21 protein-coding genes and 2 pseudogenes are annotated in these 24,252 nt (G+C 57.0%); 11 read left to right on the plus strand and 12 right to left on the minus strand.

Annotation, left to right across the window (positions count from 1 at the left end; genetic code table 11):
- Positions 1-58 precede the first annotated feature (58 nt).
- Complete coding sequence (locus tag FB593_RS24780) at positions 59-541, minus strand: MSMEG_0572/Sll0783 family nitrogen starvation response protein (protein WP_145167180.1); 483 nt, start codon at positions 539-541, stop codon at positions 59-61.
- Between the two features lie 260 nt (positions 542-801).
- Here FB593_RS24780 and FB593_RS24785 point away from each other — a divergent pair, with 260 nt between their 5' ends.
- Positions 802-2,172 carry a PLP-dependent aminotransferase family protein gene (locus tag FB593_RS24785; protein ID WP_038496328.1) on the plus strand — a complete coding sequence of 457 codons (1,371 nt, stop codon included), beginning with the start codon at positions 802-804 and terminating at the stop codon, positions 2,170-2,172.
- A gap of 289 nt (positions 2,173-2,461) precedes the next feature.
- Here the strand turns inward: FB593_RS24785 and FB593_RS24790 are convergent, their stop codons facing one another.
- The gene (locus tag FB593_RS24790) at positions 2,462-2,884 is read right to left on the minus strand and encodes a VOC family protein (RefSeq protein ID WP_145167181.1); all 423 of its coding nucleotides are present in this window, start codon (positions 2,882-2,884) and stop codon (positions 2,462-2,464) included.
- Positions 2,885-3,518: 634 nt separating this feature from the next.
- Here FB593_RS24790 and FB593_RS24795 point away from each other — a divergent pair.
- From FB593_RS24795 to FB593_RS24805, 3 genes are all read left to right on the plus strand, one after another.
- On the plus strand, positions 3,519-3,983 hold the full coding sequence (locus tag FB593_RS24795; protein WP_003519063.1) for a DUF1348 family protein: 465 nt from the start codon (positions 3,519-3,521) through the stop codon (positions 3,981-3,983).
- Between the two features lie 2 nt (positions 3,984-3,985).
- Positions 3,986-4,588 carry a TetR/AcrR family transcriptional regulator gene (locus FB593_RS24800; RefSeq protein WP_145167182.1) on the plus strand — a complete coding sequence of 201 codons (603 nt, stop codon included), beginning with the start codon at positions 3,986-3,988 and terminating at the stop codon, positions 4,586-4,588.
- Between the two features lie 176 nt (positions 4,589-4,764).
- Positions 4,765-5,454: an aspartate/glutamate racemase family protein gene (locus FB593_RS24805; protein WP_145167183.1), complete on the plus strand. Its 690-nt coding sequence runs from the start codon at positions 4,765-4,767 to the stop codon at positions 5,452-5,454.
- A gap of 51 nt (positions 5,455-5,505) precedes the next feature.
- On the opposite strand, the pseudogene FB593_RS24810 reads toward FB593_RS24805, so the two are convergent.
- From FB593_RS24810 to FB593_RS24840, 7 genes and pseudogenes are all read right to left on the minus strand, one after another.
- Positions 5,506-5,757 (minus strand): annotated as a pseudogene (locus FB593_RS24810) (helix-turn-helix domain-containing protein); the annotation flags it as partial.
- 14 nt (positions 5,758-5,771) lie between these two features.
- A complete protein-coding gene (locus tag FB593_RS24815; protein WP_145167184.1) occupies positions 5,772-7,124 on the minus strand; it encodes a cytosine deaminase in 1,353 nt (450 codons plus the stop codon).
- A 31-nt stretch (positions 7,125-7,155) separates the two neighbouring features.
- The gene (locus FB593_RS24820) at positions 7,156-8,127 is read right to left on the minus strand and encodes a LysR family transcriptional regulator (protein WP_145167185.1); all 972 of its coding nucleotides are present in this window, start codon (positions 8,125-8,127) and stop codon (positions 7,156-7,158) included.
- A gap of 2 nt (positions 8,128-8,129) precedes the next feature.
- Entirely contained in the window at positions 8,130-9,125 is a 996-nt protein-coding gene (locus FB593_RS24825) for an isopenicillin N synthase family dioxygenase (protein ID WP_145167186.1), read from the minus strand.
- An 86-nt stretch (positions 9,126-9,211) separates the two neighbouring features.
- Positions 9,212-10,009 carry an ABC transporter permease gene (locus tag FB593_RS24830; RefSeq protein ID WP_145167198.1) on the minus strand — a complete coding sequence of 266 codons (798 nt, stop codon included), beginning with the start codon at positions 10,007-10,009 and terminating at the stop codon, positions 9,212-9,214.
- Positions 10,010-10,013: 4 nt separating this feature from the next.
- Positions 10,014-10,787, minus strand: a complete 774-nt coding sequence (locus FB593_RS24835; RefSeq protein WP_145167187.1) for an ABC transporter ATP-binding protein — start codon at positions 10,785-10,787, stop codon at positions 10,014-10,016.
- 5 nt (positions 10,788-10,792) lie between these two features.
- Positions 10,793-11,782 (minus strand): ABC transporter substrate-binding protein, encoded by a 990-nt coding sequence (locus FB593_RS24840; RefSeq protein WP_145167188.1) that lies wholly within the window; start codon positions 11,780-11,782, stop codon positions 10,793-10,795.
- A 1,198-nt stretch (positions 11,783-12,980) separates the two neighbouring features.
- On the opposite strand from FB593_RS24840, the gene FB593_RS24855 reads away from it, so the two are divergent.
- The 6 genes from FB593_RS24855 to FB593_RS24880 all read left to right on the plus strand — a co-directional run bounded on the left by FB593_RS24855 (position 12,981) and on the right by FB593_RS24880 (position 19,638).
- Positions 12,981-14,537 (plus strand): ABC transporter substrate-binding protein, encoded by a 1,557-nt coding sequence (locus tag FB593_RS24855; protein WP_145167191.1) that lies wholly within the window; start codon positions 12,981-12,983, stop codon positions 14,535-14,537.
- 150 nt (positions 14,538-14,687) lie between these two features.
- Positions 14,688-15,659: an ABC transporter permease gene (locus FB593_RS24860; RefSeq protein ID WP_162633831.1), complete on the plus strand. Its 972-nt coding sequence runs from the start codon at positions 14,688-14,690 to the stop codon at positions 15,657-15,659.
- 13 nt (positions 15,660-15,672) lie between these two features.
- Entirely contained in the window at positions 15,673-16,560 is an 888-nt protein-coding gene (locus FB593_RS24865) for an ABC transporter permease (RefSeq protein ID WP_145167199.1), read from the plus strand.
- Positions 16,557-17,531: an ABC transporter ATP-binding protein gene (locus FB593_RS24870; RefSeq protein ID WP_145167192.1), complete on the plus strand. Its 975-nt coding sequence runs from the start codon at positions 16,557-16,559 to the stop codon at positions 17,529-17,531. Before FB593_RS24865 ends, FB593_RS24870 begins: the two co-directional genes overlap by 4 nt.
- Positions 17,528-18,517 (plus strand): ABC transporter ATP-binding protein, encoded by a 990-nt coding sequence (locus tag FB593_RS24875; RefSeq protein WP_145167193.1) that lies wholly within the window; start codon positions 17,528-17,530, stop codon positions 18,515-18,517. Before FB593_RS24870 ends, FB593_RS24875 begins: the two co-directional genes overlap by 4 nt.
- A 41-nt stretch (positions 18,518-18,558) precedes the next feature.
- Positions 18,559-19,638, plus strand: a complete 1,080-nt coding sequence (locus FB593_RS24880) for a serine hydrolase domain-containing protein (protein WP_145167194.1) — start codon at positions 18,559-18,561, stop codon at positions 19,636-19,638.
- A gap of 26 nt (positions 19,639-19,664) precedes the next feature.
- On the opposite strand, the gene FB593_RS24885 is transcribed toward FB593_RS24880, so the two are convergent.
- From FB593_RS24885 to FB593_RS24895, 3 genes are all read right to left on the minus strand, one after another.
- A complete protein-coding gene (locus FB593_RS24885; protein ID WP_111791038.1) occupies positions 19,665-20,615 on the minus strand; it encodes a LysR family transcriptional regulator in 951 nt (316 codons plus the stop codon).
- Between the two features lie 193 nt (positions 20,616-20,808).
- Positions 20,809-21,738, minus strand: coding sequence for a serine hydrolase (locus FB593_RS24890; RefSeq protein WP_321186322.1), 930 nt, complete (start codon positions 21,736-21,738; stop codon positions 20,809-20,811).
- Positions 21,739-21,967: 229 nt separating this feature from the next.
- Complete coding sequence (locus FB593_RS24895; RefSeq protein WP_145167195.1) at positions 21,968-23,617, minus strand: tannase/feruloyl esterase family alpha/beta hydrolase; 1,650 nt, start codon at positions 23,615-23,617, stop codon at positions 21,968-21,970.
- A gap of 159 nt (positions 23,618-23,776) precedes the next feature.
- Between FB593_RS24895 and FB593_RS24900 the strand changes: the two are divergent.
- Positions 23,777-24,152 (plus strand): annotated as a pseudogene (locus FB593_RS24900) (IS6 family transposase); the annotation flags it as partial.
- Positions 24,153-24,252 lie beyond the last annotated feature (100 nt).

Raw genomic sequence — 24,252 nt, forward strand, 5'->3', positions numbered from 1 at the left:
TTCGCATTACCTGGAACGAAGCACCCCGTTCGCTGCGGAACGGGGTGCCGAGGTCAAATCAGACGGTCCATGTGTCGATGATCAGGGCGTTGGCTTTCTTGTGCAGAAGCACGCAGTCCAGCACGTCCTGGGGCAGGATTGGGATGATGCCGGGGATCAGAGCCGGTTCGCCGTGCCCATAGAGTGCCTGAAGTGCGAAGCGACATGCGTAGACCTTGCCGCCTTCCTTCATGAAGCGCTCGAGGTTCTTGTTGAAGTTCAGGTGACCGGGAAAGGCTTCGTCTCCGAGCTTGGGAAAGCCTCGCTGGATCCCCAGTGTCACGCCCGGACCGTAGAGAAGGATCGAAGTCTCGTAGCCTTTCCGCTGCAAGCGAATGGCATTGAGAATGTTCACAAGCCCGATGGAGCCTTCGAACGCCACCGTGTGGAAGGTTACGAGCGCCTTCTCACCGAGTTCGGCCTTAACATCCTCGAAAACCTTGGACTCGTAATCGACAAAGAAGTCACCATCCTTATGTGGCGGCTGCGTTACTTCAGGCATATCTGCATCTCCTTACGCGGGGTTGATGCAGAAACGATACGAACGAAATTGTATGAATCAATAAGCAGTTCATTATGCATACAATATTTCTTTGATGAAACGTAATTCTGCACAACGAACATACGTTTTGCCCAAATAATAGCTCGAAAATCAGCGTTTATGCTCAACTTATGATCGAGGATGCGTCGTCAAATCAACACTTGAATACGCCTCGAGTTATCCATACAATGTGAAACAATAAATATTTGAGGTCATCTAAAATGTTAAAGTGGCTCCCTGAACTTCGTGCTGACGGAAAGCCTCGCTATCTTCAGATTGCGGATGCGATCGAACTGGCGATCAAGCGAGGCGATATCGCCGCTGGTGATCGATTGCCGCCACAACGCAGGCTCGCCGAGCGTCTCAAGATCGACTTTACGACAGTCAGCCGCGCCTACACCGAGGCGCATGCCAGACGTCTCGTGGAGAGCCACGTCGGAAGAGGTACCTTTGCACTCGGCCGCCCGAAAGAGGAGCATCGTCTCGATCCTCGCCGCGCCGGGGACGAGGATCTGTCGATGAACATGCCTCCCGAGCCGCAGGACCCGGATCTCGTGGCGAGAATGCAAGAAGGGCTGCAGACTGTTTCAGCAAACCTTATTTCCCTTCTCCGCTACCAGTCGACGACCGGCGGAGAGCAGGATAAGGCCGCGGCATCTTCATGGCTGTCGAAGAGGGGGATGGTGCCAAGTCTCGAGCGGATCGCGATCACCCCGGGAGCGCACGCGACGATGACAGCGCTTCTTTCGACGATGACCAGGCCGGGCGATGTCATCCTGTGCGAGGCGGTGACGTATCCCGGTTTGCGGGCGATCGCAGCCCGCATGGGATTGCAACTCGTCGGAATTGCGATGGACGCTTCCGGCGTTCTGCCCGATGCGCTTGACGCGGCTATTCATTTACATCAACCGAAAGCGTTGTATCTCAATCCTACGGTCCATAATCCAACGACGCTGACCATTCCACGCGAGCGGCGAATGGAGATCGCCGAGGTTATCCTGCGGCATAGACTGCCTTTGATAGAGGATGATGCATACGGCTTCATTCCCGCAACGGCGCCCGTACCTTTTGCTACGCTTGCTCCCGACCTCACCTGGCATATCGGCGGCCTCGCGAAATGCCTCGGCGCAGGTCTGCGCCTCGCCTACACGGTTTCCCCTAACGCCAGAGCCTCTTATTCTCTCGCCCAGGCATTACGGGCCAGCGCTGTCATGCCGTCGCCAATTTGCATGGCGCTGGCGACACGGTGGATCGAGGACGGGACGGCAGATGCCATTCGCCGGTTTGTCCGTGCGGAAAGCGCTGTTCGTCACGAGATCGCGATCGATACTCTTTTGGGGCTGGACATCGAAGGTGAGCCGGAGGCCTTCAACATTTGGCTGAAGCTGCCAAAGGGGGCGAGCAGAGCAGAACTGATGGGGCGTATGGCAGGGCGCCATATTGGCTTGATGCCGTCGGATGCATTTACCGTTCTCGGCACACCTGACGAGCATGTCCGGGTATGCCTCGGCGGCGTTATCAATCGCGAACAACTGCGCGCCGGGCTTCTTTTTATGGCGAATTCGCTTTCCGGCTCCGGCTGGATGGGCTGACGGTGCACGTCAGCCTCCTTCAATTTGAGCCCATTGGTGGAAAATGTTCGTTTCGGCCTGAATAATCGTAGGTTCACGTCCAAAAACTGGCGCGACCGCAATTGGGCCAGCGAACGTGGGATGCGGGGCCTCCAGCAGGTATTCCGCTTTCAACCCACTCGACCACGCATTGCACCGGCTTGCCCGCGTGGCTGTTGCGAGATGCCAGATGCGTGGTCCGATTAACAACCGAGATCAGGCTCGCCAGGTTTTTCGGATCGACGAAGACCCGATCATGGAAAATCATGGGTCACCGCGGATCCCAAGAAAACTCCATCCGACAACCGCCCGGTTCATAGATCATGAAGTGGATTTTTGGCCCGGCACCAGACGGCTCTGGACCAAATTCAGTACTAACATTGGGCCACTCTCTTGTCTTGTCATAGGGCAGATGAAGGTCCTCGAGGGTCCGCACCTTCAGCGCAAGATGATGAAGCCCAACATTTTGGTGACGGTCGAAACCTTGGCAGTGAGATTGATCTCTAACCTGCCAAAGTGTCACTTTGAGGTGGCCGTCTGTAACGAACGCTGCTGGATAGTCAGGCTTTTCGCCGAATAACCTCCAACCGAGGCAGTTCGTGAAGAAAGCGAGGGAAGCGCTCAAGTTGATAACGGTTAGCCCGATGTGATCTACGCCGGTTGTTATGCTTACTGTTGGACTGACATCGCCCATCTAAAATCTCCTTTTGCTGGCAGCGTTATCATGAGTACTTAGGAACTAGGCTTCGGACCAGGTGGGTTTAGTCTCCCGATGTGGTGGTCTGGACACTTCGGCAAATCCTCGGATCATCGTTTGGGCCCTCAGCCCATTGATCACTAATCCGGATAGCATCTGGATTTCTAGAAGCTATCTCTCCTGATTTCGCGGCCCGAAGAGCACCATGACCATATCGGTGGTTAGCGACGCGCTTAGGCGCGATGGGCCTCGGCAGATCATGGAGCGACGCTACTCGGTTGGATACAATCCGCAGCGACGCGGAGTCAGTCGCCATCTACCTTCCCACATCTCGTGTTCGAGGGAGGCCCAATTTCGCAGAAATGTGGTGACCGCACGGACAGTGTCTTTCTGGGTTTTCACCCCTTTCGCCACGAAAACCATCACCCAGGGCGCGGCCGCACGCTTTGCCGGCACTGGTCTGGCCAGTTTGAACGCCGGCGCCGTCGGTTCGCGACCAGAAAAGTCCGCCGGAAAAAATTCGCAACGCCTTAAAAAAATCGTTGACACCCAAAATCGCTGTAGCTACTGTACCAATCAGTCAAGAGTTTACCAAGCAGTACAAAGCAACGATTTACAAAGGAAAACCAACATGTCACGTCCTCCGCTCCCCCCTTTCACACGCGAAACCGCAATCGAAAAAGTCCGTCTGGCCGAAGACGGCTGGAACAGCCGCGATGCCGCCAAGGTCGCCTTGGCCTACACATTGGACACCCGCTGGCGGAACCGCGTCGAATTCGCCACCAACCGCGAAGAAGCCCAGGCATTTCTGGAGCGCAAGTGGAACAAAGAGCATGAATACCGCCTCATCAAGGAGCTCTGGGCTTTCACCGGCAACCGCATCGCTGTACGTTACGCCTATGAATATCGCGACGACAGCGGCCAGTGGTTCCGCGCGTATGGTAACGAGAACTGGGAATTCGCAGAGGACGGCCTGATGGCGCACCGGCACGCATGCATCAACGAAATGCCGATTTCTGAAAGCGATCGCTTGTTTCATTGGCCGCTCGGCCGTCGTCCGGACGACCACGCAAGCCTCAGCGATCTGGGCCTCTGATCATGGCCCGCATGGTCGCTGAAAAATCCGACGCCGTCGCCTCCCTGGCCGAAGTATTTCGCGAGCATGGATACGAAGGTGCGAGCCTTGCCCTGATCGGCAAGGCCACCGGCCTGGGCAAGGGCAGCCTGTACCACTTCTTCCCGAATGGGAAGGAGGAAATGGTGCAGGCTGTGCTCGTCGAAATCGAGCAATGGTTTGAAGATTCCGTCTATTCTCCATTGCGAGACGGAGACGATGCCAACGCCGCGATCACGGCTATGCTCGATGAAACCGCGAAATACTTCAGGTCGGGCAGGCGCGTCTGTCTCGTCGGCGCTTTGGCTGTTACCAACACCCGAGACCTATTCGCTCAAGCTATCCGGCGTTACTTCGTCGCTTGGGTGGACGCTCTGCAAGCAGCGCTCGTCCGGCAAGGCCGTGACGCTGAGCAGGCGCGCCTCCTCTCGGAGGACGCCGTTCTCTCTATCCAAGGCGCGATCGTCCTCTCCCGGGCGCTCGACGATCCCGCCATCTTCCAACGCGCAATCGATCAACTTCATTCTCGATTGGCAGCCGATAGAAAGACGCTCGACAGTAATGCTTCGGGTAGCGGGTCGCTTTGATCTCTCGCTGCTCCCTGGCCTGAGGTATTGTATCCGCAGCCTCACCGCTATGGTGGGCATGCGGGCTGCGGACGTATTGCATTTCGGGAATCCATCGTCGTCTTATGGGTGGCCTGGTTTCTGCTCAAGCGCCCGTTGAGCGGTAACAGACCTAACGTATGAACATGGAGAAACATTTGAAGACCATCGGCATACTTGGCGGAATGTCCGCGACGTCAACCCAGATTTATTACCGAGAACTCTGCAGGCTTACCCGCGAGAGCTTGGGGGGACTTCATTCTCCCGAGCTTCTCATACGGTCTGTCGACTTCGACGAAATCGAAAAGTTGCAGGCATCCTCCGATTGGGAAGCGGCGGGCCGCATCCACAATCAACATGCTATCGCGCTGGAGCGCGGCGGTGCCGACCTCCTCATCCTGGCGACAAATACCATGCACAAGGTGGCGGACAAGATCGTGGGCGGGGTGTCGGTTCCCTTCGTGCACATCGCGGACGCAACTGCAACCGCTATCGTTGACCGCGGTTTCCGGAGGCCGGGTTTGATGGCAACGGCCTTCACCATGGAGCAGACCTTCTACACCGACCGCCTCATCGCTCAGGGGCTGTCGCCAACGATCCCTGAAGCTGATGATCGAACAGAAACCCATCGTATTATCTATGAAGAGCTGTGCCGCGACATCGTTCGCGAGGAGAGCCGCTTGACCTATGAACGGATTGCGCAGCACCTGGCCGACAAAGGCTGCGACTGTCTTATCCTCGGCTGTACCGAGGTGGGTATGCTGTTAAACCAGGATAACGTAGGCGTTCCCGTCTTCGACACGACCCTCATTCGTTGCAAGGCCGCCCTTCAAGCTGCTTTACAATGACGTGTTGTGTTCTGACGGTCGATCGATTGTGAGAACGATGAGGGGCAATGGTCAAACCTGTTCGCCCAGGTGATGCCGGACCCACTTCGCTTCTTCCGATGCGGTACGCCCGAAATGCCGTCTGAAGTCGCGGCTGAATTGCGCCGGGCTGACATAGCCCACTGACGCCGCCACCTCTGCAATTGTTCCAGTCTGGCGGGCGATCATCAGTCTCGCTTCATGGAGCCGCATCGCCTTCACATATTGCATGGGACTTGAGCCTGTCAGCTCCTTGAAATGGACATGGTAGGAAGGAAAAAGCATGAGCAGCGCCCGACTTACACCGTTTGAAAATCGGACAGCATACTATAGGAGGGCAATGTCCTGTTGGTGAGAATCCCCTTGCGGAGAATGATGCGATCGGCGTGTGGGCGGGCGATCACCTGATCGAGACTCCAGGCCTCCAGGATCATCAGGTCCGCCGGGCGCCCCACGCTGATCGTGCCGGCGTCAATGCCCATGATGCGGGCCGGTGCGGGGCCGGCAAGCGCGGCTGCATCCGCGTAAGGGTGGTCGAGATGAAGGATACGTAGAGCCTGCCGCCAGGTATCCAGCATGTCATGGTCGCCATAGGCAAAGAAGGGATCACGACAATTATCTCCGGCCGCAGCCACCGGAATGCCCGCCGCCCGCAGTTCCTGTACCGGCGTGACCCCGCGCCAGCGCGGGGTGCGACCGTCTATGCGGTCCTGAAGATACATGTTGACGGTTGGCAGCGTGATGATCGAAATGCCGGCATCCGCGATCAGCGCGATCGTGTCGCGTAGTTCCTGCTCGCCCAGAAGCGCAAGCGAGCAGCAGTGGCCGCAGGTCACGCGCCCCTCGTAGCCATGGCGGATGGAAGCACGCGCCACATGCGGTAAAGCGTCGGCTTGCGCGGCCTCATCGACATGCAGGTCGACATTCAGTTCCCGCTCCTTCGCCAGCAAGAACAGCCGATCAAGCAGCAGGTCGATATCATCGAGGCCTGCCCCATGCGTTCCGCCGGAGGCACGGGTGACGCCACCCAGTAGGCCGCCGTGGTCGGCAACGATATCGGCAAGACGCGCGCCATAATCGTCGCTGTAGGCATCAAGTGGCACGAGGCCGGCGGCTTGCAGGGTGATGCGGCCTTTCCAGCGCTCGCGCACCTTTGCAAAAGCATTCCAGGTGATTTCCGCCTGTCCCTCGTGGCTGTCGAGATGGGTGCGGATGGCTGCAACGCCGTGGGCGTCAGCCGTCGCAAGGCCGAATTCCATCCGCCGCAGAAGGTCATCGGTGTCCCAGTGGGCGAGACGGTCCGCCGTGGTTGCCGCGCGCGCGCCAGGATGCGTTCCTCCGGAATCGGGCGCTCGGCCCAAGGTGTGGCCCTTGTCGATATGGGCATGCGCGTCAATCAGCAGCGGCCAGACATGGCGGCCGTCGAGTGCGACTGTATCTTCATCACTGTCGAGAAAGGTGGGCATTATGGCCGCAATCCTGCCGTTCTCGATCAGCATGTCGACGAGCGCCGAGCCGTCCCGGTCCACCTCGGCAAAATCAGGCACGTCATCGGCAAGCAGGGCGACCGGCACGCGCGCTTTTGCCAGACGAAGGCGCTCGGGTCTCGCCAAACGGGCGGCAAGGCTGGGAAACAGGGAAATATCGTTCATGGCGGGTCTCTATCGGGTGGGTGCCGGGCAGTCAGCTCTCGTCGAATGAGGCAAGCAGACGCTCCTGCGCAAATTGCATGAAATGGCTGCCGGCAGGCGAGAGCGAGCCGCGGGCGCGGTGGAGGATATTGAGCCGTTGCAACGAGCCGGTTCCGGTCAGCGGGATGAAAACCAGTTCGCCGGTCGCAGTCTCGCGATCCACATCGAGTCTGTTGAGGAACGTGATGTGAGGCGCTGTCCGGGCAAGGCGTTTCATCAGTTCCATCGAATTGGTCTCTACAACGGGAACGAGGGTGGACCGCGCCGGGGCTGTCGCCTCGACGACCTCGCGGAGCGACAATGATCGATCCGCCAGAACCAGCGGATAGAGCAGGCAATCGGACATGCGCACGGTGCTGCGGATTGCGAGCGGATGGGTGGGAGCGACGACCGCGCCCAGCGCGTGACGGAATTCCGCGGCGCGTTGCAGCCGGGTATCGTCGGGCAGGTTGTAGGCGATGGCGAGATCGGCCTGGCCGAGCGCCACCATCTCTGCGACAGTCGTCCGGTCGCCCACCATGATCCGCAGGCTGACCTGCGGATGTTTTTCACGGTAGGCCGCAACGATCTCGGCGATCCGGCCGGCAGCAAGTGTCGCCATCGTCGCAATCACCACCTCGCCGCGATTCAATCCCTTGAGCGACTGGATTTGCGCACGCATTCGCTGATGAGCCTGCAGGGTTTCGCGAATATGCTGGATGAGGATTTCACCGGAGCTGGTCAGTTTCAATCCGCGTGGCAGACGCTCGAAAATCGGCGCTTGCAGCTCTTCTTCAATTTCCAGGATATAGCGGTTCACCGCAGAGGCGGCGACATGTAATGTCTTCGCCGCCTTGCGGATGGAGCCCTGTCGGGCAACTTCGTCGATATAGCGCAGCGCGCGTCCATGAAGCATGATGGGTCCGTTGCCTGACGGGAATCGGATTGACTGTTCCACGATGTCACCGCACCGGACCATCTTCAACGTCACTTCTTGGCGAAATTGGCGTTGATGCGGCGGGTCAGGTACTCGCCGGCGGTGATCGGCTCGTATTTACCGAGCGGACCCTGCATTACCGCATCGCGGTTTGCCTGGCAGAAGAAAGGCAGCGACAGGCGCCGCCCCATGTATTCGCCCTCACGCGGCATGCGTACCCGATGCAACGTCGATTGCAGCTGATCGTCCGACCAGCGCATCAGCATGTCGCCGATGTTGCAGGTGATGTAACCCTTGCGCGGCGGAACGTCGGTCCATTGCTTCAGTTCCGCATCCTTGCCCGGGCATACCTGCAGCCCGCCTTCGCCTTCCTTCTGGTGAAGGATCGTCAGGCAATCGAAGTCCGAATGCGCACCGGCTCGCCAGGACTGGAAATCTTCCGGTTTGGCGTCTTCCATCGACATGTAGTGGATCAGCCGCAATGTCGACTGGTATTCTTCCGATGACGGATCATGTGCCTTGGTGAAGAAATCCTCGGCAAAGTCCATCTTCAGCGCAAAGCAGGAGAGGATGCGCATACCCAGCTCCCAGTTCTGTCTCTCGAAACGGAGCATCTTTTCTCGAAAGCCTGGAAGATCTTCTTCGCTCGGCCAGAGATTGAGGCGGATCATATCTGGACGGGTGAGCTGGAAGCTCTCCTTGTTGTCCGGTGTGCCGGTTGAGGGACGAACCTGCGCCTTGAATTCCCAGCCGGCATTGATGCCCTTCGGCATCGGGGTTTTTGCCTTCACCTCCGCCGGCAGTTCAAAGAACGTCCATGCCGTGTCGAAGGCCGCGTCGATGTCTTCCTGAGCGATGCCGTGGTTGTATACCTGGAAGAAGCCGATATCGATCGAGGCCTGCCAGAGTGCATCGGCGATCTCATGCTTGCGGTTATCGAAGTCGGAAAGGTCGATGACGGGGATTTCCCGATCAACGGTCGTGCCCATGTCGCCGATGGTTGCTTCCTTGGCGAGTTCTGCAAGTGTGTCGGTCTGGATATTCATACCATTCTCCTTAGGTGAATGCCGGCGAGCCGGCGGTTGAGGAGCAATGTCCGGGCAGGGCCCGACTGCTTCTACTCCGGATGGGATCAGCTGCTCTTCGGCAGGCTCCAGGGAAAGAAAAGCTTCTGCGTCAGCACTACGGCCTGAAACAGCAGCAGCGAGATAGTGGCCAGCACCAACAGACCGGCCCAGGCCTGCGGCAGCTTGAACAGCGAGGTCGAAAGCTGGATGAAGTAACCGACGCCCACTTCCGAGGCGCAGAATTCCGCGACGACGGCACCTATGACGGCGAGCGTGATCGAGATTTTCAAGGCCGAGAAGATGTAAGGCACCGCAAAGGGCAGGCGAATCTGGGTGATTTCGCGAAAGCCCGAGGCGCGCAGGCTTCGCGATAGTTCAATCAGCTCCGGCGGCGTCGCCGCAAGGCCCGTTGCGGTTGAGACGACAAGCGGAAAGAAGGTGATGAGACAGGTGATGACGATGCGTGGTGCATCGCCGGCCCCGAGCACCACGATGATGATCGGCGCGATCGCCACCACTGGCGTCGATTGCACGACGACGAGCAGCGGATAGAGCGTTCGCGACAGGAACGGCGAGCGCATCATGACGACCGCGAGCGGAATGGCGATGACGATGGACATCGCGTAGCCGATCAGCGCCACCCGCAGCGTTGCGACGATGTGGCCCATCCAGCGTTCGAGGCCAATAGAAGAGAACGAGCCGAGGATCGCACTCGGTGGTGGAAGTAGATAGGTGGGGATCGACAGGAGCCGCGCCGCCGCTTCCCACAGAAGCACGGCGCCGATCAGAGCCGCAGCGGTCATGATGCCCGGCCACGCGAGCACCTGCTTGAGTAAAGCAAATGGTGATGTGCGGGTCTGCATGACCTCAAGCCGCGTGGCGGGTGAGGAGGAGATCGCGGAGGTGGTTGGAGAGGTCATGGATCGCCTTGTCCTTTGTAGTTTCAGGGCCACGCGGCCGGCCCACGGGAACGGTAACTTCGGTCAGGATCGAACCCGGTCTGCCGGTCATCACCAATACCCGGTCGGACAGTAGGGCAGCCTCGCTGACCGAATGCGTGATGAAGACCACGGTCTTCGGGCGCTCGGAAAAGATACGCAGAAGGTCGAAGCCCATCACCTCGCGCGTCAGCGCATCCAGGGCTGAGAAGGGTTCGTCCATGAGCAGGATATCTGGATCCATCAGCAGTGCGCGGGCGATACCGACGCGCTGCTGCATGCCGCCAGACAACTCGTCCGGCAGGCGTTTCTCGAACCCGGAGAGCCCGACCATCTTCAGGAGTTCACACGCGCGCTCGCGCTCCTGTGCGGTGACCCGGCCGGTCTTGTGGCGGACGGGAAACACGACATTGTCTTCGACGGTGGCCCAAGGAAGCAGCGTCGGTTTCTGAAAAACGATGCCGATATCGTCACGCGGAGCCTCTACCGGCAGCCCGAAAACCTCCACCGAGCCAGATGTCGGCTTCAGCAGGCCGGCGATCATGCGCAGCAAGGTCGATTTCCCACACCCTGAAGGACCGAGGATCGAGACGAACTCATGCCGTGCCACATCGAAACTGACGTCGCGCAGAGCTTCAGTGCGTCCGGATCGGGTCTCGAAAACCTGTCCCAGCCTCTCGAAGCGAATAGCGGGCATCGCCATGAAGGTTACTCCGATATCATGAAGGTGCGGTTGATCATGGTTTCCGGATCGAGCTTGGCCGGGTCAATGTTCTGCGCTTGGGAAACACGCCGCCAGGTTTCGGCGAGGCGAGCGGTTTCGAAGGCACCAAGGCCGTCCTTGTCCGTCACTTCGTTGAAGATCAGCGGCAGCATATCCTTGAGGGAACCCTGGACATCTTCCGAACCGAGTTCCGGTACGAGGGCGGTAACGGCCGCCGCAGCCTTCTCCGGGTTGCTTCTGGCAAACTCGACGGATTTCCTGTAGGCCGCGACGAAGCGCGCGGCGACCTGCGGGCGCTTGGCCAGGAAATCGTCGCTGGCGATCAGCGAGGCGGAATAGAGCTCAAGTCCGGCTGCGGACCAAGGCAGGGCGACGATCTCCTTGCCGGCTTCCTTGCCCTGATTGTTGTAGCGCGTCAGGTCCGTCATCCAGGCGATGATGCCGTCGGCATTGCCCGCCATCAACATCGGGCCGAGTGCGCCGGGATCGGCCTTGATGAGCTTGATGTCCGCCATCTCGATACCGGCATCCTTGAGGACCAGCGGCAGATAGACGTTAGACGAAGTAAAGGGTGAAGTCGCGATCGTCTTGCCCTTGACGTCGGCGACGCTTGTGATCGAACCACCCTTGGCGACGTAGAAGGCATGCGGACCCTTGTTGAACAACGACATGACGGCGGTCACCTTCACGCCCTCATTGGCGCGGGCGGCCATCAGGGCGCCGATATCCGAAACGCCGATGTCGGAGGACGCTGCGGCAAGGCGCGAGATGGCGTCGGTCGAGCCGCGACCGGAAGCGATCTCGACTTCAAGGCCGGCATCCGAGCAGAAGCCTTCCTGGAGACAGACATAGATCGGCGCCTTGTCGCCGCCCGGCAACCAGTCGAGCTGAAAGATCACCTTGTCAGCGGCGGATGCCGCGCTGGCGGCAAGGGTGGCGGCAAGGGCATATGAGGCAAGCTTGGTGCGGCACATAGGTCGACCTTTCACAACTAGTGTTCGGTTTTTAAGGACGGATAGGGAGCGGTGATGCGGTCCGGATGGAATCCATCCGCAAGGAGCCTGGCAATGGCGCAATTGCGTTTTTCAGGAAGCTCGCTGCTCAGGCATGCAAAACACCGATGCGCATGAAGATCATAAGCTCCATCGTCGATCTCTGCAGAATTTGGGATAAGGTTACTGACTTTACACGGCATTTAGACATCTCCCCGACAGATTTACCCGTCGAGCAATGTCCAGAACCGAGGCTCAGACCGCTTCTACTCGCAGGTCATTTGTCTCACGAGCAAGCCGACTTTAGCAAGAGCTTCGATGAAATCTTATGCTTGCAAAAAATTTAGGCAAATCATGTTTTTGCCTGACGGAACATTGATCAACGATTTCGTAAGATTCTGAATTCAAGAAGAAATTCTTATTGAGAGGAGTTCCGCAGTTGCCCAAGAAATTCGCGTCCTAATAATTAGAACGAATAGAGCGGAAATCTCTTCTTGGCGGTTGTCGAAATTCGCCGCTCCTTGCGGTGGACATAATGCCGGGTTGGTCAGTTGGCCCAAGAGCATGGATTTAGGGTTATAAATTGGTGTTTGAAGGTCCGGGTTGGTTCGAGAGCTGGCCGTACATGCCTCTTGCGAATCCATAGCTCGCAGTGCAATCAGTGGCAAAGCAGTTCTCGCTGGATCAGTGGATCTAATCACTGAAACTCTGGCGATGTTTGCAGCATCGCCAGCCTAATTGTCTTCAAGCTGCTTCCCACACCTGGTTCAGTATTTTTGCCGCAAGTGCTGCCTTGTCTTGTGGAAGGAAACGCCCGTAATGCTGCTGAACTGTTGGTTTCCGCGCAGAACTGAGCCGGTTAGGCGCATAATTTCCATTGAGAATTGAGCCATGTGAACCTTCCCCCCAACGCGGAAACCAACAGGGGCATCCACTCCACCTGTTCTCAGTGGCATTCAACATCCTGCTCAAATCCCGGTCGAGCGTTATCGCTAGCCATGACTGTGCACGGCGATCGTTTCTGTGCGAGAGGTTATCAACAAGCCAATGGCTAGCAGCGTTATTCATTTGGAGAATGATGATCACTAAAAACATTCATTTGTTAAATTTTATCGGCCGTTGATAATCAAAAAAAACAGGCATGACACCTTTCGTCAGCCGAAACGCGGGAACCAAAAAAATGATAAAATATGTAATTGTCTTAGCTGGCATCGCGAGCGTTGTCGCTTGCCCCGTCCTTGCCAAGGACCTCACGATTGGCCTCAGTGGCACTGTCACGTCCATCGATCCGCATTTTTACAACGCGTCGCCCAACAATTCGATTGCTATGCAAATTTTTGATAGGCTGACTGAGCGCACTGCCGACGGTCAGTTGGTCGAAGGTCTGGCGACGAAGTGGGAATCTGTTTCTGAGACCAAATGGCGCTTTACCCTTCGCGAGGGTGTGAAGTGGCACGATGGCAAACCCTTCACATCAGATGATGTGGTTTTCACGCTGGGTCGCGCTGGAAGCGTGCCGAACAGCCCGGGCGGCTTCGGCGGTTTCATGCGTAATATCTCCAGTGTCGAGGTGGACGGCGACACCGCCGTCATTATCAACACTAAGGCACCAGCACCGACGCTTCCTGGTGATCTCGCGAATATCGCCATCATTTCTCGCCATGCAGGCGAAGGCGCTGACACTGCCGACTATAATTCCGGCAAGGCGGCGATCGGCACTGGAGCATTTCGTTTTACGACATTCAAACAGGGCATTGAGGTGGCGCTTGAGCGCAATTCCGACTGGTGGGGCAAGAAAGTGACATGGGACCATGCGACGTATCGTATGATTTCCAGTGCAAGTGCTCGCACCACCGCAGCTCTGGCAGGTGATGTCGATGTGATAGATGCGCCGGCTGCAACTGACATCGCTCGATTTAAAACCACCACCAATCTCTCCTTTGTCAGCACTCCGGGCCTGCGGGTCATATACCTGGCGCCATCGACATCAGGTGATGCCTGGAAGGCCAACGTGAAGGGGCCGAAGGGAGAAGCGCTGGAGAAAAATCCCTTGGCGGATCCGCGCGTGCGTAACGCACTTTCCGAGGCGATCAATCGCGAAGGTATTGTCGACAAGATCATGGAAGGTACCGCAACGGCGTCCGGCCAATGGCTTCCCAAGGGCTCTTTCTCCTACACGCCCGACATCCAGCCGCCCAAGCCTGATCCTGCGGGCGTAAAAAAGCTCCTCGCCGATGCCGGATATCCCGAAGGCTTCCAGCTTACGGTCCACGTACCGAACGATCGATACCCCAATGCGCCCGCCGTGGTTCAGGCGATTGCGCAGATGTGGACGAGAATTGGCGTGAAGACGAACGTGGAAGCTCTTCCCTGGACAACGTTCTCCGCACGAAAATCGGAATTTGCGATGAAGCTTCTGGGTCTTGGTAACGCGACTTACGACGCCAGTTCCATGCTGGTTAATGTGATCGGGACTGTCGATCCGAAGCGCGGGCTGGGTGCCGCCAATGATAGCGGTTACTCCAATCCGGCCCTTGACGATCTGGTTTCCAAGGCAATGACGATCTACGATGACAAGGCGCGTGAAACGGCCCTTATCGAAGCCGTCAAGGTTGCCGTGGCAGATGGAGCCATTATTCCGCTATATCAGCAGAGCAATGCCTGGGTAATGCGCAAGGGTATGTCCTATGCCCCTCGTATCGATGAGCGCACCCTTGCGAAGGACATTTCCGAGTAGACTGCAAGACAAGCGGCTGGTGCCACGGCGCCAGCCTGCTTTTATGGCGATCACGATGGCCAAGTCGTCTCGGCAAATGTCGGCTATAATACGCTCGCACTACCATGCCGACATCGGATGGTTGGTATTTCATCAATAAAAGAGGGTATCATGACCCTATGGATTATCCAGCGCCTGTTGCAAGCGATCCTGGTCGCTCTGGCAATGGCCCTGATTGTATTTGTCGGTCTTCACCTTATCGGCAGCCCGATAGAAACCTTGCTCCCACCTGAAGCGACGCATGACGATCGCCTGAGATTGATCGCGGATCTCGGTCTCGACCGTCCTCTTCACGAGCAGTTCTTTCTCTTCCTCAAAGGGCTTGTGCAGGGCAATCTCGGTGTCAGCTATGTCTATAAGGAGCCGGCGGTCGAATTGATCCTGTCTCGCTTGCCTGCAACGCTGGAGCTCGCCCTCGCGGCCGTGCTGCTGTCCGTGATCATCGGCGTGCCGCTTGGGCTTGCCGCAGGCTGGAAGCCCGAAAGCGCCTTCGCACGGGTTATCATGATCGGCTCTATCTTCGGTTTCAGCCTACCCATCTTCTGGATCGCGATCCTGCTTATAATGATTTTCAGCGTCCAGCTCGGCTGGCTTCCAAGCTCCGGGCGGGGGGCGACCGAGATCATCTTCGGAATACCCTGGTCCTTCGTCACCCTCGATGGGCTTCGGCACATGCTCCTGCCAGCCATCAGTCTCTCGCTTTTCAACATTTCGATGGTGACGCGGTTGACCGAAGCGGGCGTGCGCGAGGCGATGTCGAGCGAATATGTGCGTTTTGCCCGCGCAAAAGGCCTGTCGCCCCGGCGAATTCTCAGCGTCCATGTGCTTAAGAACGTGATGATCCCGGTGGTCACTGTCGTGGGTCTGGATATCGGTCAAACGATTGCATTTTCGGTTGTAACAGAAACCATCTTTGCCTGGCCGGGTGTCGGCAAAATCATCATCGACAGTATTGCCGCACTCGATCGACCCGTGATCGTCGCTTACCTCATGCTTGTGGTCATCATGTTCGTCATCATCAACCTCGTGGTCGATGTCGCTTACAGGCTGCTCGATCCACGCATCCGGCTTCAGGGAGAATGACGTGCAAGCTGCTATGACCTCCTCGAAATTTCGCATCGGCCTGCAATTCCTGCGGCAGTTCGCGCGCGCGCCATTGGCTGTCCTCGGGCTGGTCCTGATCATCCTGATCGTGCTCATGGCCGTGTTTGCGCCATATCTGTCTCCACAGAACCCGTACGACCTGATGCAGCTGGATATCATGGATGGACGAATGGCTCCGGGCACGCAGTCCTCGGCCGGCTTTACGTTTCTGTTTGGATCCGACGATCAGGGACGCGACATGCTCTCGGCCATTCTCTATGGCTTGCGGACAAGCCTGATCGTCGGGCTTGGCTCGGCGGCGCTCGCATTCATCATCGGAACGGCGTTCGGGCTGACCTCGGCCTATGTCGGCGGAAAGCTTGAAAACGCGATGATGCGGCTTGTCGATCTTCAGCTTTCCTTTCCAACCATCCTGTCCGCGCTGTTGATCCTTGCACTTCTCGGCAAAAGCGTTGGCAACGTCGTCTTCGCCATCGTTCTGGTCGAATGGGCGACATATGCCCGCACGGCGCGGGGCGCGGCCCTGACGGAGCTTCGTCGGGAATATGTCGAGGCGGCGCGTTCGCTGAGACTGCCGCACCGTAACATCCTATTTCACCAATTGCTGCCGAACTGTCTGTCGCCTCTCGTGGTGTTGCTGACCATGCAGGTGGCACGCGCCATCACGCTTGAGGCAACATTGAGCTTTCTGGGTCTCGGTGTTCCGGTGACCGAACCTTCGCTCGGGCTTCTGATTTCCAGCGGGTATGAGTTCGTGCTGTCGGGAACCTACTGGATCGCTCTTTTTCCCGGTGTCGCACTTCTGGTCACGATCTTTGCCATCAATCTCGTTGGAGATCGTCTGCGCCAGTTGTTGGATCCGAAGGCTGCACAGAGATGAGTGCCATGCTTGAAATCAAAGGTCTGAAAACCGAGGTCGTCACCGAGCAAGGCAACGTCACCCTTATCGATGATATCAGTATCAGCCTCGCGGCAGGCGAAGTCATGGGGCTGGTTGGTGAATCCGGATCCGGAAAATCAGTCACCGGGCTCTCCATCATGGGTCTGCTCGATAAGCCCGTGCAGGTCACCAACGGGAAGATTCTGTTCAAAGGTCGGGACTTGCGAAGTGCCTCGCAGAAGGAGCTACAATCCATCCGGGGCAACCGGATTGCAATGATTTTCCAGGATCCGATGTCGACGCTCAATCCTGTGCTTCGCATCGATACTCAGATGATGGAGGTCGTCCACGCACATCAATCCGTCAGCAAACAGATTGCGCGGGAGCGCGCGAGGGACGCATTGGGCATGGTTGGTATTCCGAGCCCCGAGGAGCGCCTGAGCGCCTATCCACATCAGTTCTCCGGGGGTATGAGGCAGCGAGTTGCGATTGCCATCGCACTTTTGATGTCACCGGACCTCATCATTGCAGATGAGCCGACGACCGCACTCGATGTGACGATCCAGGCGCAAATTCTCTCGATCGTGCAGAAACTTGCCCGCGAGAAGGGCACCGCTCTGATATGGGTCACGCACGATCTTTCAGTTGTTGCCGGTTTGGCCGAACGGTTGTCGGTCATGTATGCGGGACGCATTGTGGAACAGGGCTCTACGGCCGACTTGCTTCGGCGGCCATTGCACCCCTACACCAATGGCCTTATCGCAAGTTTGCCCGCTCATAATCAGCGCGGCGCGCGGCTAAGGCAAATACCCGGCACCACGCCCTCGGTTGCCAACATGCCGAAAGGTTGCGCCTTCCGCCCACGCTGTTCTTCAGCAACGGATATCTGTCTCAACCCTCCGGCGCTCGAGGCCGTGGAGGGACGCCTGCTTCGCTGTTTTCACCCCGTCATGGAAGGAGCGCCATCGTGAGCAATCGATTGGAAGTGCGCAACGTCAGCAAGCGCTTCAGCCGCAAATCCGGTGTGGTGGAACGCGGCGCGGAGATGATGGGACTAAAAGCTCCAAACCCGGTCGTACGGGCGCTGGATGATGTCAGTATCACCGTGGCAGAACGTGAAGTCGTCGGCATTGTCGGGGAATCCGGGTGCGGAAAATCCACTCTTGGTCGCGTTGTGGCAGGGCTTCTGCAAGCCTCGGAAGGCTCGGTCCTGTTTCGCGGCAAACAACTGGGGGAGATGACCAACGGGGACGCAGAAGATGCGCGACTGAAGGTCCAGATGATCTTTCAGGACCCATCCTCCTCGCTCAATCCGCGACAGCGCGTGCGCGAAATCATCGGAGCAGCGCCTTTGCATCACGGCATGACCTCGGCACGCGGGCTTGATGATTATGTCAGCCAGCAGATGGAGCGATCGGGGCTCGATCCGTCCATGGCCAGCCGGTTTCCGCATCAGTTCAGTGGTGGTCAGCGCCAGCGTATCGGCATTGCGCGCGCACTGGCCGTTCAGCCCGATATGCTGATCTGCGATGAATCCGTTGCTGCGCTTGATGTCTCCATACAGGCGCAGATCCTCAATCTCTTTCTTGATCTGAGAGAGCAGCTGGATCTCACCTACCTTTTCATCAGTCACGATCTCTCGGTGGTCGAACACATATCCGACCGCGTCGTGGTCATGTATCTGGGACGTGTGGTGGAGGAAGCGCCCGTCGGCGAACTGTTTTCGCACCCAAACCACCCTTACACGCGCGCGCTTCTTCAGGAGCGACCGAGCCTCGATCCCGTCCAACGGCGCTTTTCAGCGATCGAAGGAGAAATCCCAAGCCCCCTGTCGCCGCCACCGGGATGTCATTTCCATCCTCGCTGTCCCTTTGCGATGGAGCGTTGTCGTGTCGAAAGACCGGAGCTTCGGGCCATCGGCTCAGGGCACAAAAGTGCCTGCCATCTGAACGATTGACCTCCCACAATCGATAAACCTGAACGTTAAAAGGATGCAACATGTCTGTTTCAGCACCTCTGGAACGCCAGCCTCAACCTGTCAGCAACGAGTTTCCCGCCAAGGAGTGGGCGATGGTCGGCTCTCCTGAAGAGCACGGTCTCTCCACCGGCGTTCGAGAAAATGTCGGCGTCATGCTCGATGCCCTGCCCACCACCTCTTTCATGGTGGTCGCTGGTGGGCGGACCCTTTACACCTATGGCGATGTCTCCGAAGTCAGCTATCTCGCTTCGACCAGAAAAAGCATTCTCTCTATGCTCTTCGGCAGCGCTGTCGCTGAAGGGAAAATCGATCTCGATCTGACCATGGCGGATCTGAATATCGATGAGGACCACGGGCTCCTCCCGATCGAAAAGACGGCGACGCTTCGCGATCTTTTGATCAGCAGTTCGGGTGTCTATCACCGGCCAGGCAGCCCCGGCAGCAATATGAAGAACATTCCCGAGCGTGGCTCGAAAAAGCCCGGTGACCATTTCCATTATAATAACTGGGACTTCAACGTCCTGGGTGCGGCTTTCGAGCAGTTGACCGGTCGCAGCGTATTCAAGGCGTTCGAGGAAGATTTCGCTGGTCCGATGGGCATGCAGGATTTCGATCCCTCGCGCCAGCGTATGATGGGTTATGAAGGGGCCTCCCGCTATCTCGCCTATCACTTCTTCCTGTCGGGAAGGGACATGGCAAGGCTTGGTCTGACGATGGTGCGGAACGGGCGTTGGCGTGACGAGCAAATCGTACCGGCCAGTTGGGTAGCGGAAAGCACGCGCATCCATGTCCCTGCAGGCAAGATGAACGAGAGTGAAAAATCTCGGATTGCCGGCTACAGTTACCTGTGGTGGATACCAGTCGTGACCAGCGACACGCCTGAATGGGAAGGCGCTTGTGTCGCGGCGGGGCATTTCGGGCAGTTTATTCTGTGCCTGCCTGCGCTGGATATGGTGTTTGTCAACCGGCGCTCCATTCCTGACGATCTTGCAATCGCGCGCAACGATGGAAGCTTCAAGGAAGAATTGTCGTCGGTCACTATGGAAAATTTCCTGGGCGTCGCCGATCAATTTATAGCGGCGAAACTCAGGGCCCGATAACGCAACCGCTTAGGCAGGCATGCCTGTTATGACAGATCGTCTCTAAAACAGGCCGAAATCTGCTCTCGCAACCAGAAGCTTGCCGGATCACGCTCCTTTTCGGCAAGCCAGATCATGCTGGTGGATTGTTTTTCCTCCGCAAAAGGCGATTCCAGCAACAATAGCTCGTGTGAGCGCTCGAAAAGTTTCGCAACGCTTTCCGGCATGATGGCGACGAGATCGCTGCGTGAGACGATGGCGACAGCAGCGGAGAAATGTGGGACCACAGCCACGACCCGGCGCTCGAGACCCATCGCATCCAGACGCTCGTCGATCCAGCCGCGACGGCTCGGCGCAGACGTGACTTTTACATGGCCGAGAGACAGCAATGCATCCAGCGTCAGCGGTTCCCTTGCCGCCGGGTTCTGCGCGGACATGATGCACACTCTGCGCTCGGTGAACAGTGACGTGCAGCGATAGCGAGCCGGAAAATTGTCTGCCGTCATGACGGCGACATCAATCGTGCCCTCATCAAGCTGTTCCTGAACGACGGGCAGGAAATTGCGATTGTTGGCAACGCCTGTGCGGGGCATGTGAATGACTTCCAGAACGCAATGTTCTGCCGCAGAGCGTACGCGCTCCACGAGACGCGGCATCAGAACCACGGAGAAGTAATCGTTCATACCGATCCTGAATGCATGATGGGACGTTGTGGGATCGAAGCTCTGCTTCGATAACATAACCGCTTCCGTGTCTTCGATGATGCGCCGGACCGCCGGAAATATCTCCGTACAATAACGGGTCATCACGAAGCCGCCTGACGTTTTCTTGAAAAGGTCGTCGCCGGTTATGGCGCGGACGCGTTTCAGCGCATGGCTCATTGCTGGCTGGGAGAGACCGATATATTGGCCGGCGGCTGTCATATTGCCCTTCACGACCAAGGCATAGATAACCTTTAGAAGGTTGAGATCTATCGACCCCAATTGAAACCGCTGCATGCGAACCCCGCCTATTTCCTTGAAGCGTACCGTGATCATAGTGGCAAGGACGTCAGTCCGAAAAGATAGGAACTCGCCTGCGAGCACAATACTTAAGCGAAACTTGCTGCGGCAGGGATACGAAACAGGCACCCGGAGTGTGCACGCGTAACTCGTGAGCGAATCCAAGAAAGTCCGGGTGCCGCAGCTTATGCTATGTTGTGGCGGCTACGACAGCTTCGGCAATTTTAAGAAAATCGCCTGCTGTGACCTTCGTCGGCTCGTAGGTGGTCTTACCCAGATTTCGCGCGACTGCAAATTCGTCTGTGATAGCGCGGCGGTGGACGATGACCGTATCGATGGCGGGAAGGCACAGAACGAACTGCCCAAAATTGCCATTCATCAGGTAGGAGCCTTTGAATGCAGGATCGCTGGATGTTGGTATCCACCAGAGATAACCATATCCAAGTCCTTCCTTGCTCTTGGTCTGTTCCGGCGTAAACTGCATTTTGGTGCTCTCGGTGGTCCAAGTCTCCGGCACGATCGTCTTCCCGTCCCACTTTCCGCCTTGGAGCATCAATTGCCCCAGGCGCGCCATGTCGCGAGCGGAGAGGAACAAGTGGTAGGCGAGGTAACGAGACTGGTTTTCATAGCCCATCATTCGCTGTCTATCTATTTCGAAATCCTCAAAGCCCAGCGGTTCGGCGATATCTTCCTTTAGCGCCTGGAAAACTGTTTTGCCGGTCCGTTTTTCGAAAACGGCACCGAGAACATTGAAATCCCAGTTGTTGTATAGAAAGACGGAGCCAGGTTCGGTCTTGCCTCGTTCCGGCGTGTTCTCGTTACCACCGGGACTACCCGCCGCATGATAGACGCCGGAACTCGATGTCAGCAAATCCTTGATTCTTGCGGTTTTTTCCAAAGGCAGAAGTCCGTCATCCTCCTCGACGCCGACATCTCTTATCGTCATGTTCAGGTCGATCTTGCCCTCGGCCACATAACGTCCGAACAGCATCGACAAGACGCTTTTTCTGGCTGATGCAAGGTAGCTGACATCGGAAATATTCCCGTAACGATAGACGATCTCACCGCCCTGCAAGACCATCATCGATGTGGTGGGTAGCGGGTAGAGTTCCGCTTCCATCTGCGCAAGTTTCTCTCGCGACCAACCAGCCGATGCAACGTCCTTGACGGTCGTCCATGGTTTGTCCGACGCAGGACCAGCACATGAGATTGGATCTGCTGCAGATGCCGTCTGTTTGAACAGGCCGACAGCGGTGAAGGTAGAGACTGCCGACCCTGCAAGAACAGAGCGTCTCGATAGTTTGGGACCAAAGGCCATTGATATCCTCCCGCAGGGTATTAATTGATTGTCAGTTGGTTGCGCAAGTGAAGCTGGACGCCATCGCAACGTCGCCATCACCTTTGTATTTCGGCCATGACGGATATTCGCAGAGCGGTCGGGTGCGTCCCTTCGTGGAGGATTTGGTGGCGTCCATAACGATTGGACGCACAGGCGGAACGTCGTTTTCCACCCAATTGTCCAAAGCCGTCAGATTGTCCCAGGTTGGTGAGAAGCGACCGCCTCCGTGGGCAAGACCGGGAACAAGGTAGAAGCGCATGAATTCGTTGACTTTTCCCTTGCCCATCTTTGCTACGATCGACTCGAATAGTTTTGCATTGCCGAGGGGACTTACGCTCGGATCGTCATCGCCCTGAAGCCAAATGATTTTGCCACCACGGGCGCTGAACGCGGACCAGTCGGTATGTGTTGCGCCGATAATATTCGAAAGTTCGACGATCCTTTCCTTGAGCTTGCCTGGCTCGCGAATTTCGAAAGACAAGAGATCGAGCGGCTGGTCACGCGAAACGAAATTTTGCAGAAATTCGAACGAGCGGCTGGAGTGATGGGCATTCGGGCCGGACACTGGAGGATTACGGATTTCGGGCTCCGACCCCAGTTGCATCATAATGCCTTCCAGGCTGTTATAGCCGGGATAGGTATCGATGCCGTTCGCCAGCTTGTAGGGCAGCGAGTAGCCTTCGTGATAAATATTCAGCGTCCGGTCGATCTGCGTTTTCGTGAGGCAGTCTTCGGGATTTCCAGTTGTGTCACCTTTGCAGGAGAGGCGCTCAACCAAGACTTTTGATTGAGCCCGGCATGCTTGCATGTTGCTGATCAGGCCGTCTTCGACACCATCCAGCCCATCGCAAGACTTTAAGGCCTCTTTTGAAATCGTCTCTACCAGCTTCGGTGGAATCCATCCGGCTGAATTATTATCATAGACCGCGCGTGCAAGGGCTGCGCCCCATAGTCTGAGGCCAACGAAATTGGCCGTAGGATAATTCGTGAGAATACCATCATAGGCTTCCGGCCAGCGGGATGCCGCCGTCAACCCCTCGCGACCACCTGTAGAGCCACCTTGGAAATATACTCTCGATATTGGCTTACGATATCGTTCCTCGACAAGAACCTTGGCAACATCGAGGGTTTTTTTGATATGCATATATCCGTAATTCAGCATCGCCTCGTCATTTTTGGCAAATGAAGCATCATCCGCATTGGGTGCCTGATGTCCTGAATCGCTTCCGAATGTGACATACCCTTGCGCCAGCGGAGTGGGCGCGACATCGAGGCCAAGTGTTGTCTTGTCCGTGGTTGGTGGCAGGCTTCCATTGTAGCCACCGCCGCCATATTGCAGGAGCTTGCCGTTCCAAGCGGTTGGGAGATTGACCTGCCAGACGATCTTAGGTCCTTTGGAATCGACCGACTTCGTCTCTCCAATGATTTTGCAATATTCGCCGCTTTGACTGGAGAGATCAGAAGCCCTGATCAGCGTGGCGGACATTACCTTTGCGCCTTTGGTCGGAAGCGTTATTTTGGATGCCGAAATATCTGCTTTCTCCAACGCGGAGCACAATGCAGACGCATCTTCCTCGACCGCGTTTGCAGGTGAACAGAAAGTATAGGCGAGCGAGATCGACATCACGCTAAGTGATGCTGCCCTATGCATAAATGTCATGTTTTCCTCCCAACTGCTCAGCCACTCCAAGGCCAGCAGAATATCCTCTTTGAGGACAGTAACGGAAGAATTGCCATCATGGGAAATGCAAATAATAGACCGATTATTGCGATCGGCGCATGATCGCTCCTGCAGTTCTTGTAAGTGCGGCAAGGGGCGATGTCACGTTGTCTGCGGCTTAACGGTTGGCGGATAATTGGGCGGGATGAGCTCGACGACGATCAGTTACAAGAACCACCGCTTTCCGCCGCAGATCATCGCCCATGCGGTTTGGCTGTATTTGCGGTTTCCATTGAGTCTGCGGTTGGTCGAGGAAATGCTGTTGAAGCGAGGCATTGTCGTATCTTACGAAACGATTCGGCGATGGGGCCGTAAATTCGGGGCGGCTTATGCCAAGCAGTTGCGCAGAAAGAAGCCGTCACGACAGGATATATGGTATTCGGACGAGGTGGCGATTTCCATCGGCGGCATGGGACATTGGCTTTGGCGCGCCGTTGACCAGGACGGCTACGTTCTCGACGAGATCGTCCAAGCCGGCCATGGAGTGATGAGGTGGACGGCCTCCGCACCCAACACTGTTGTGGCATACTGTGGCTGTCAAAGGTCACAATCGGGAGAACCGTCCATGAAGGAAG

Source organism: Rhizobium sp. SJZ105 (assembly GCF_007828365.1).
Lineage (GTDB): Bacteria > Pseudomonadota > Alphaproteobacteria > Rhizobiales > Rhizobiaceae > Agrobacterium > Agrobacterium tumefaciens.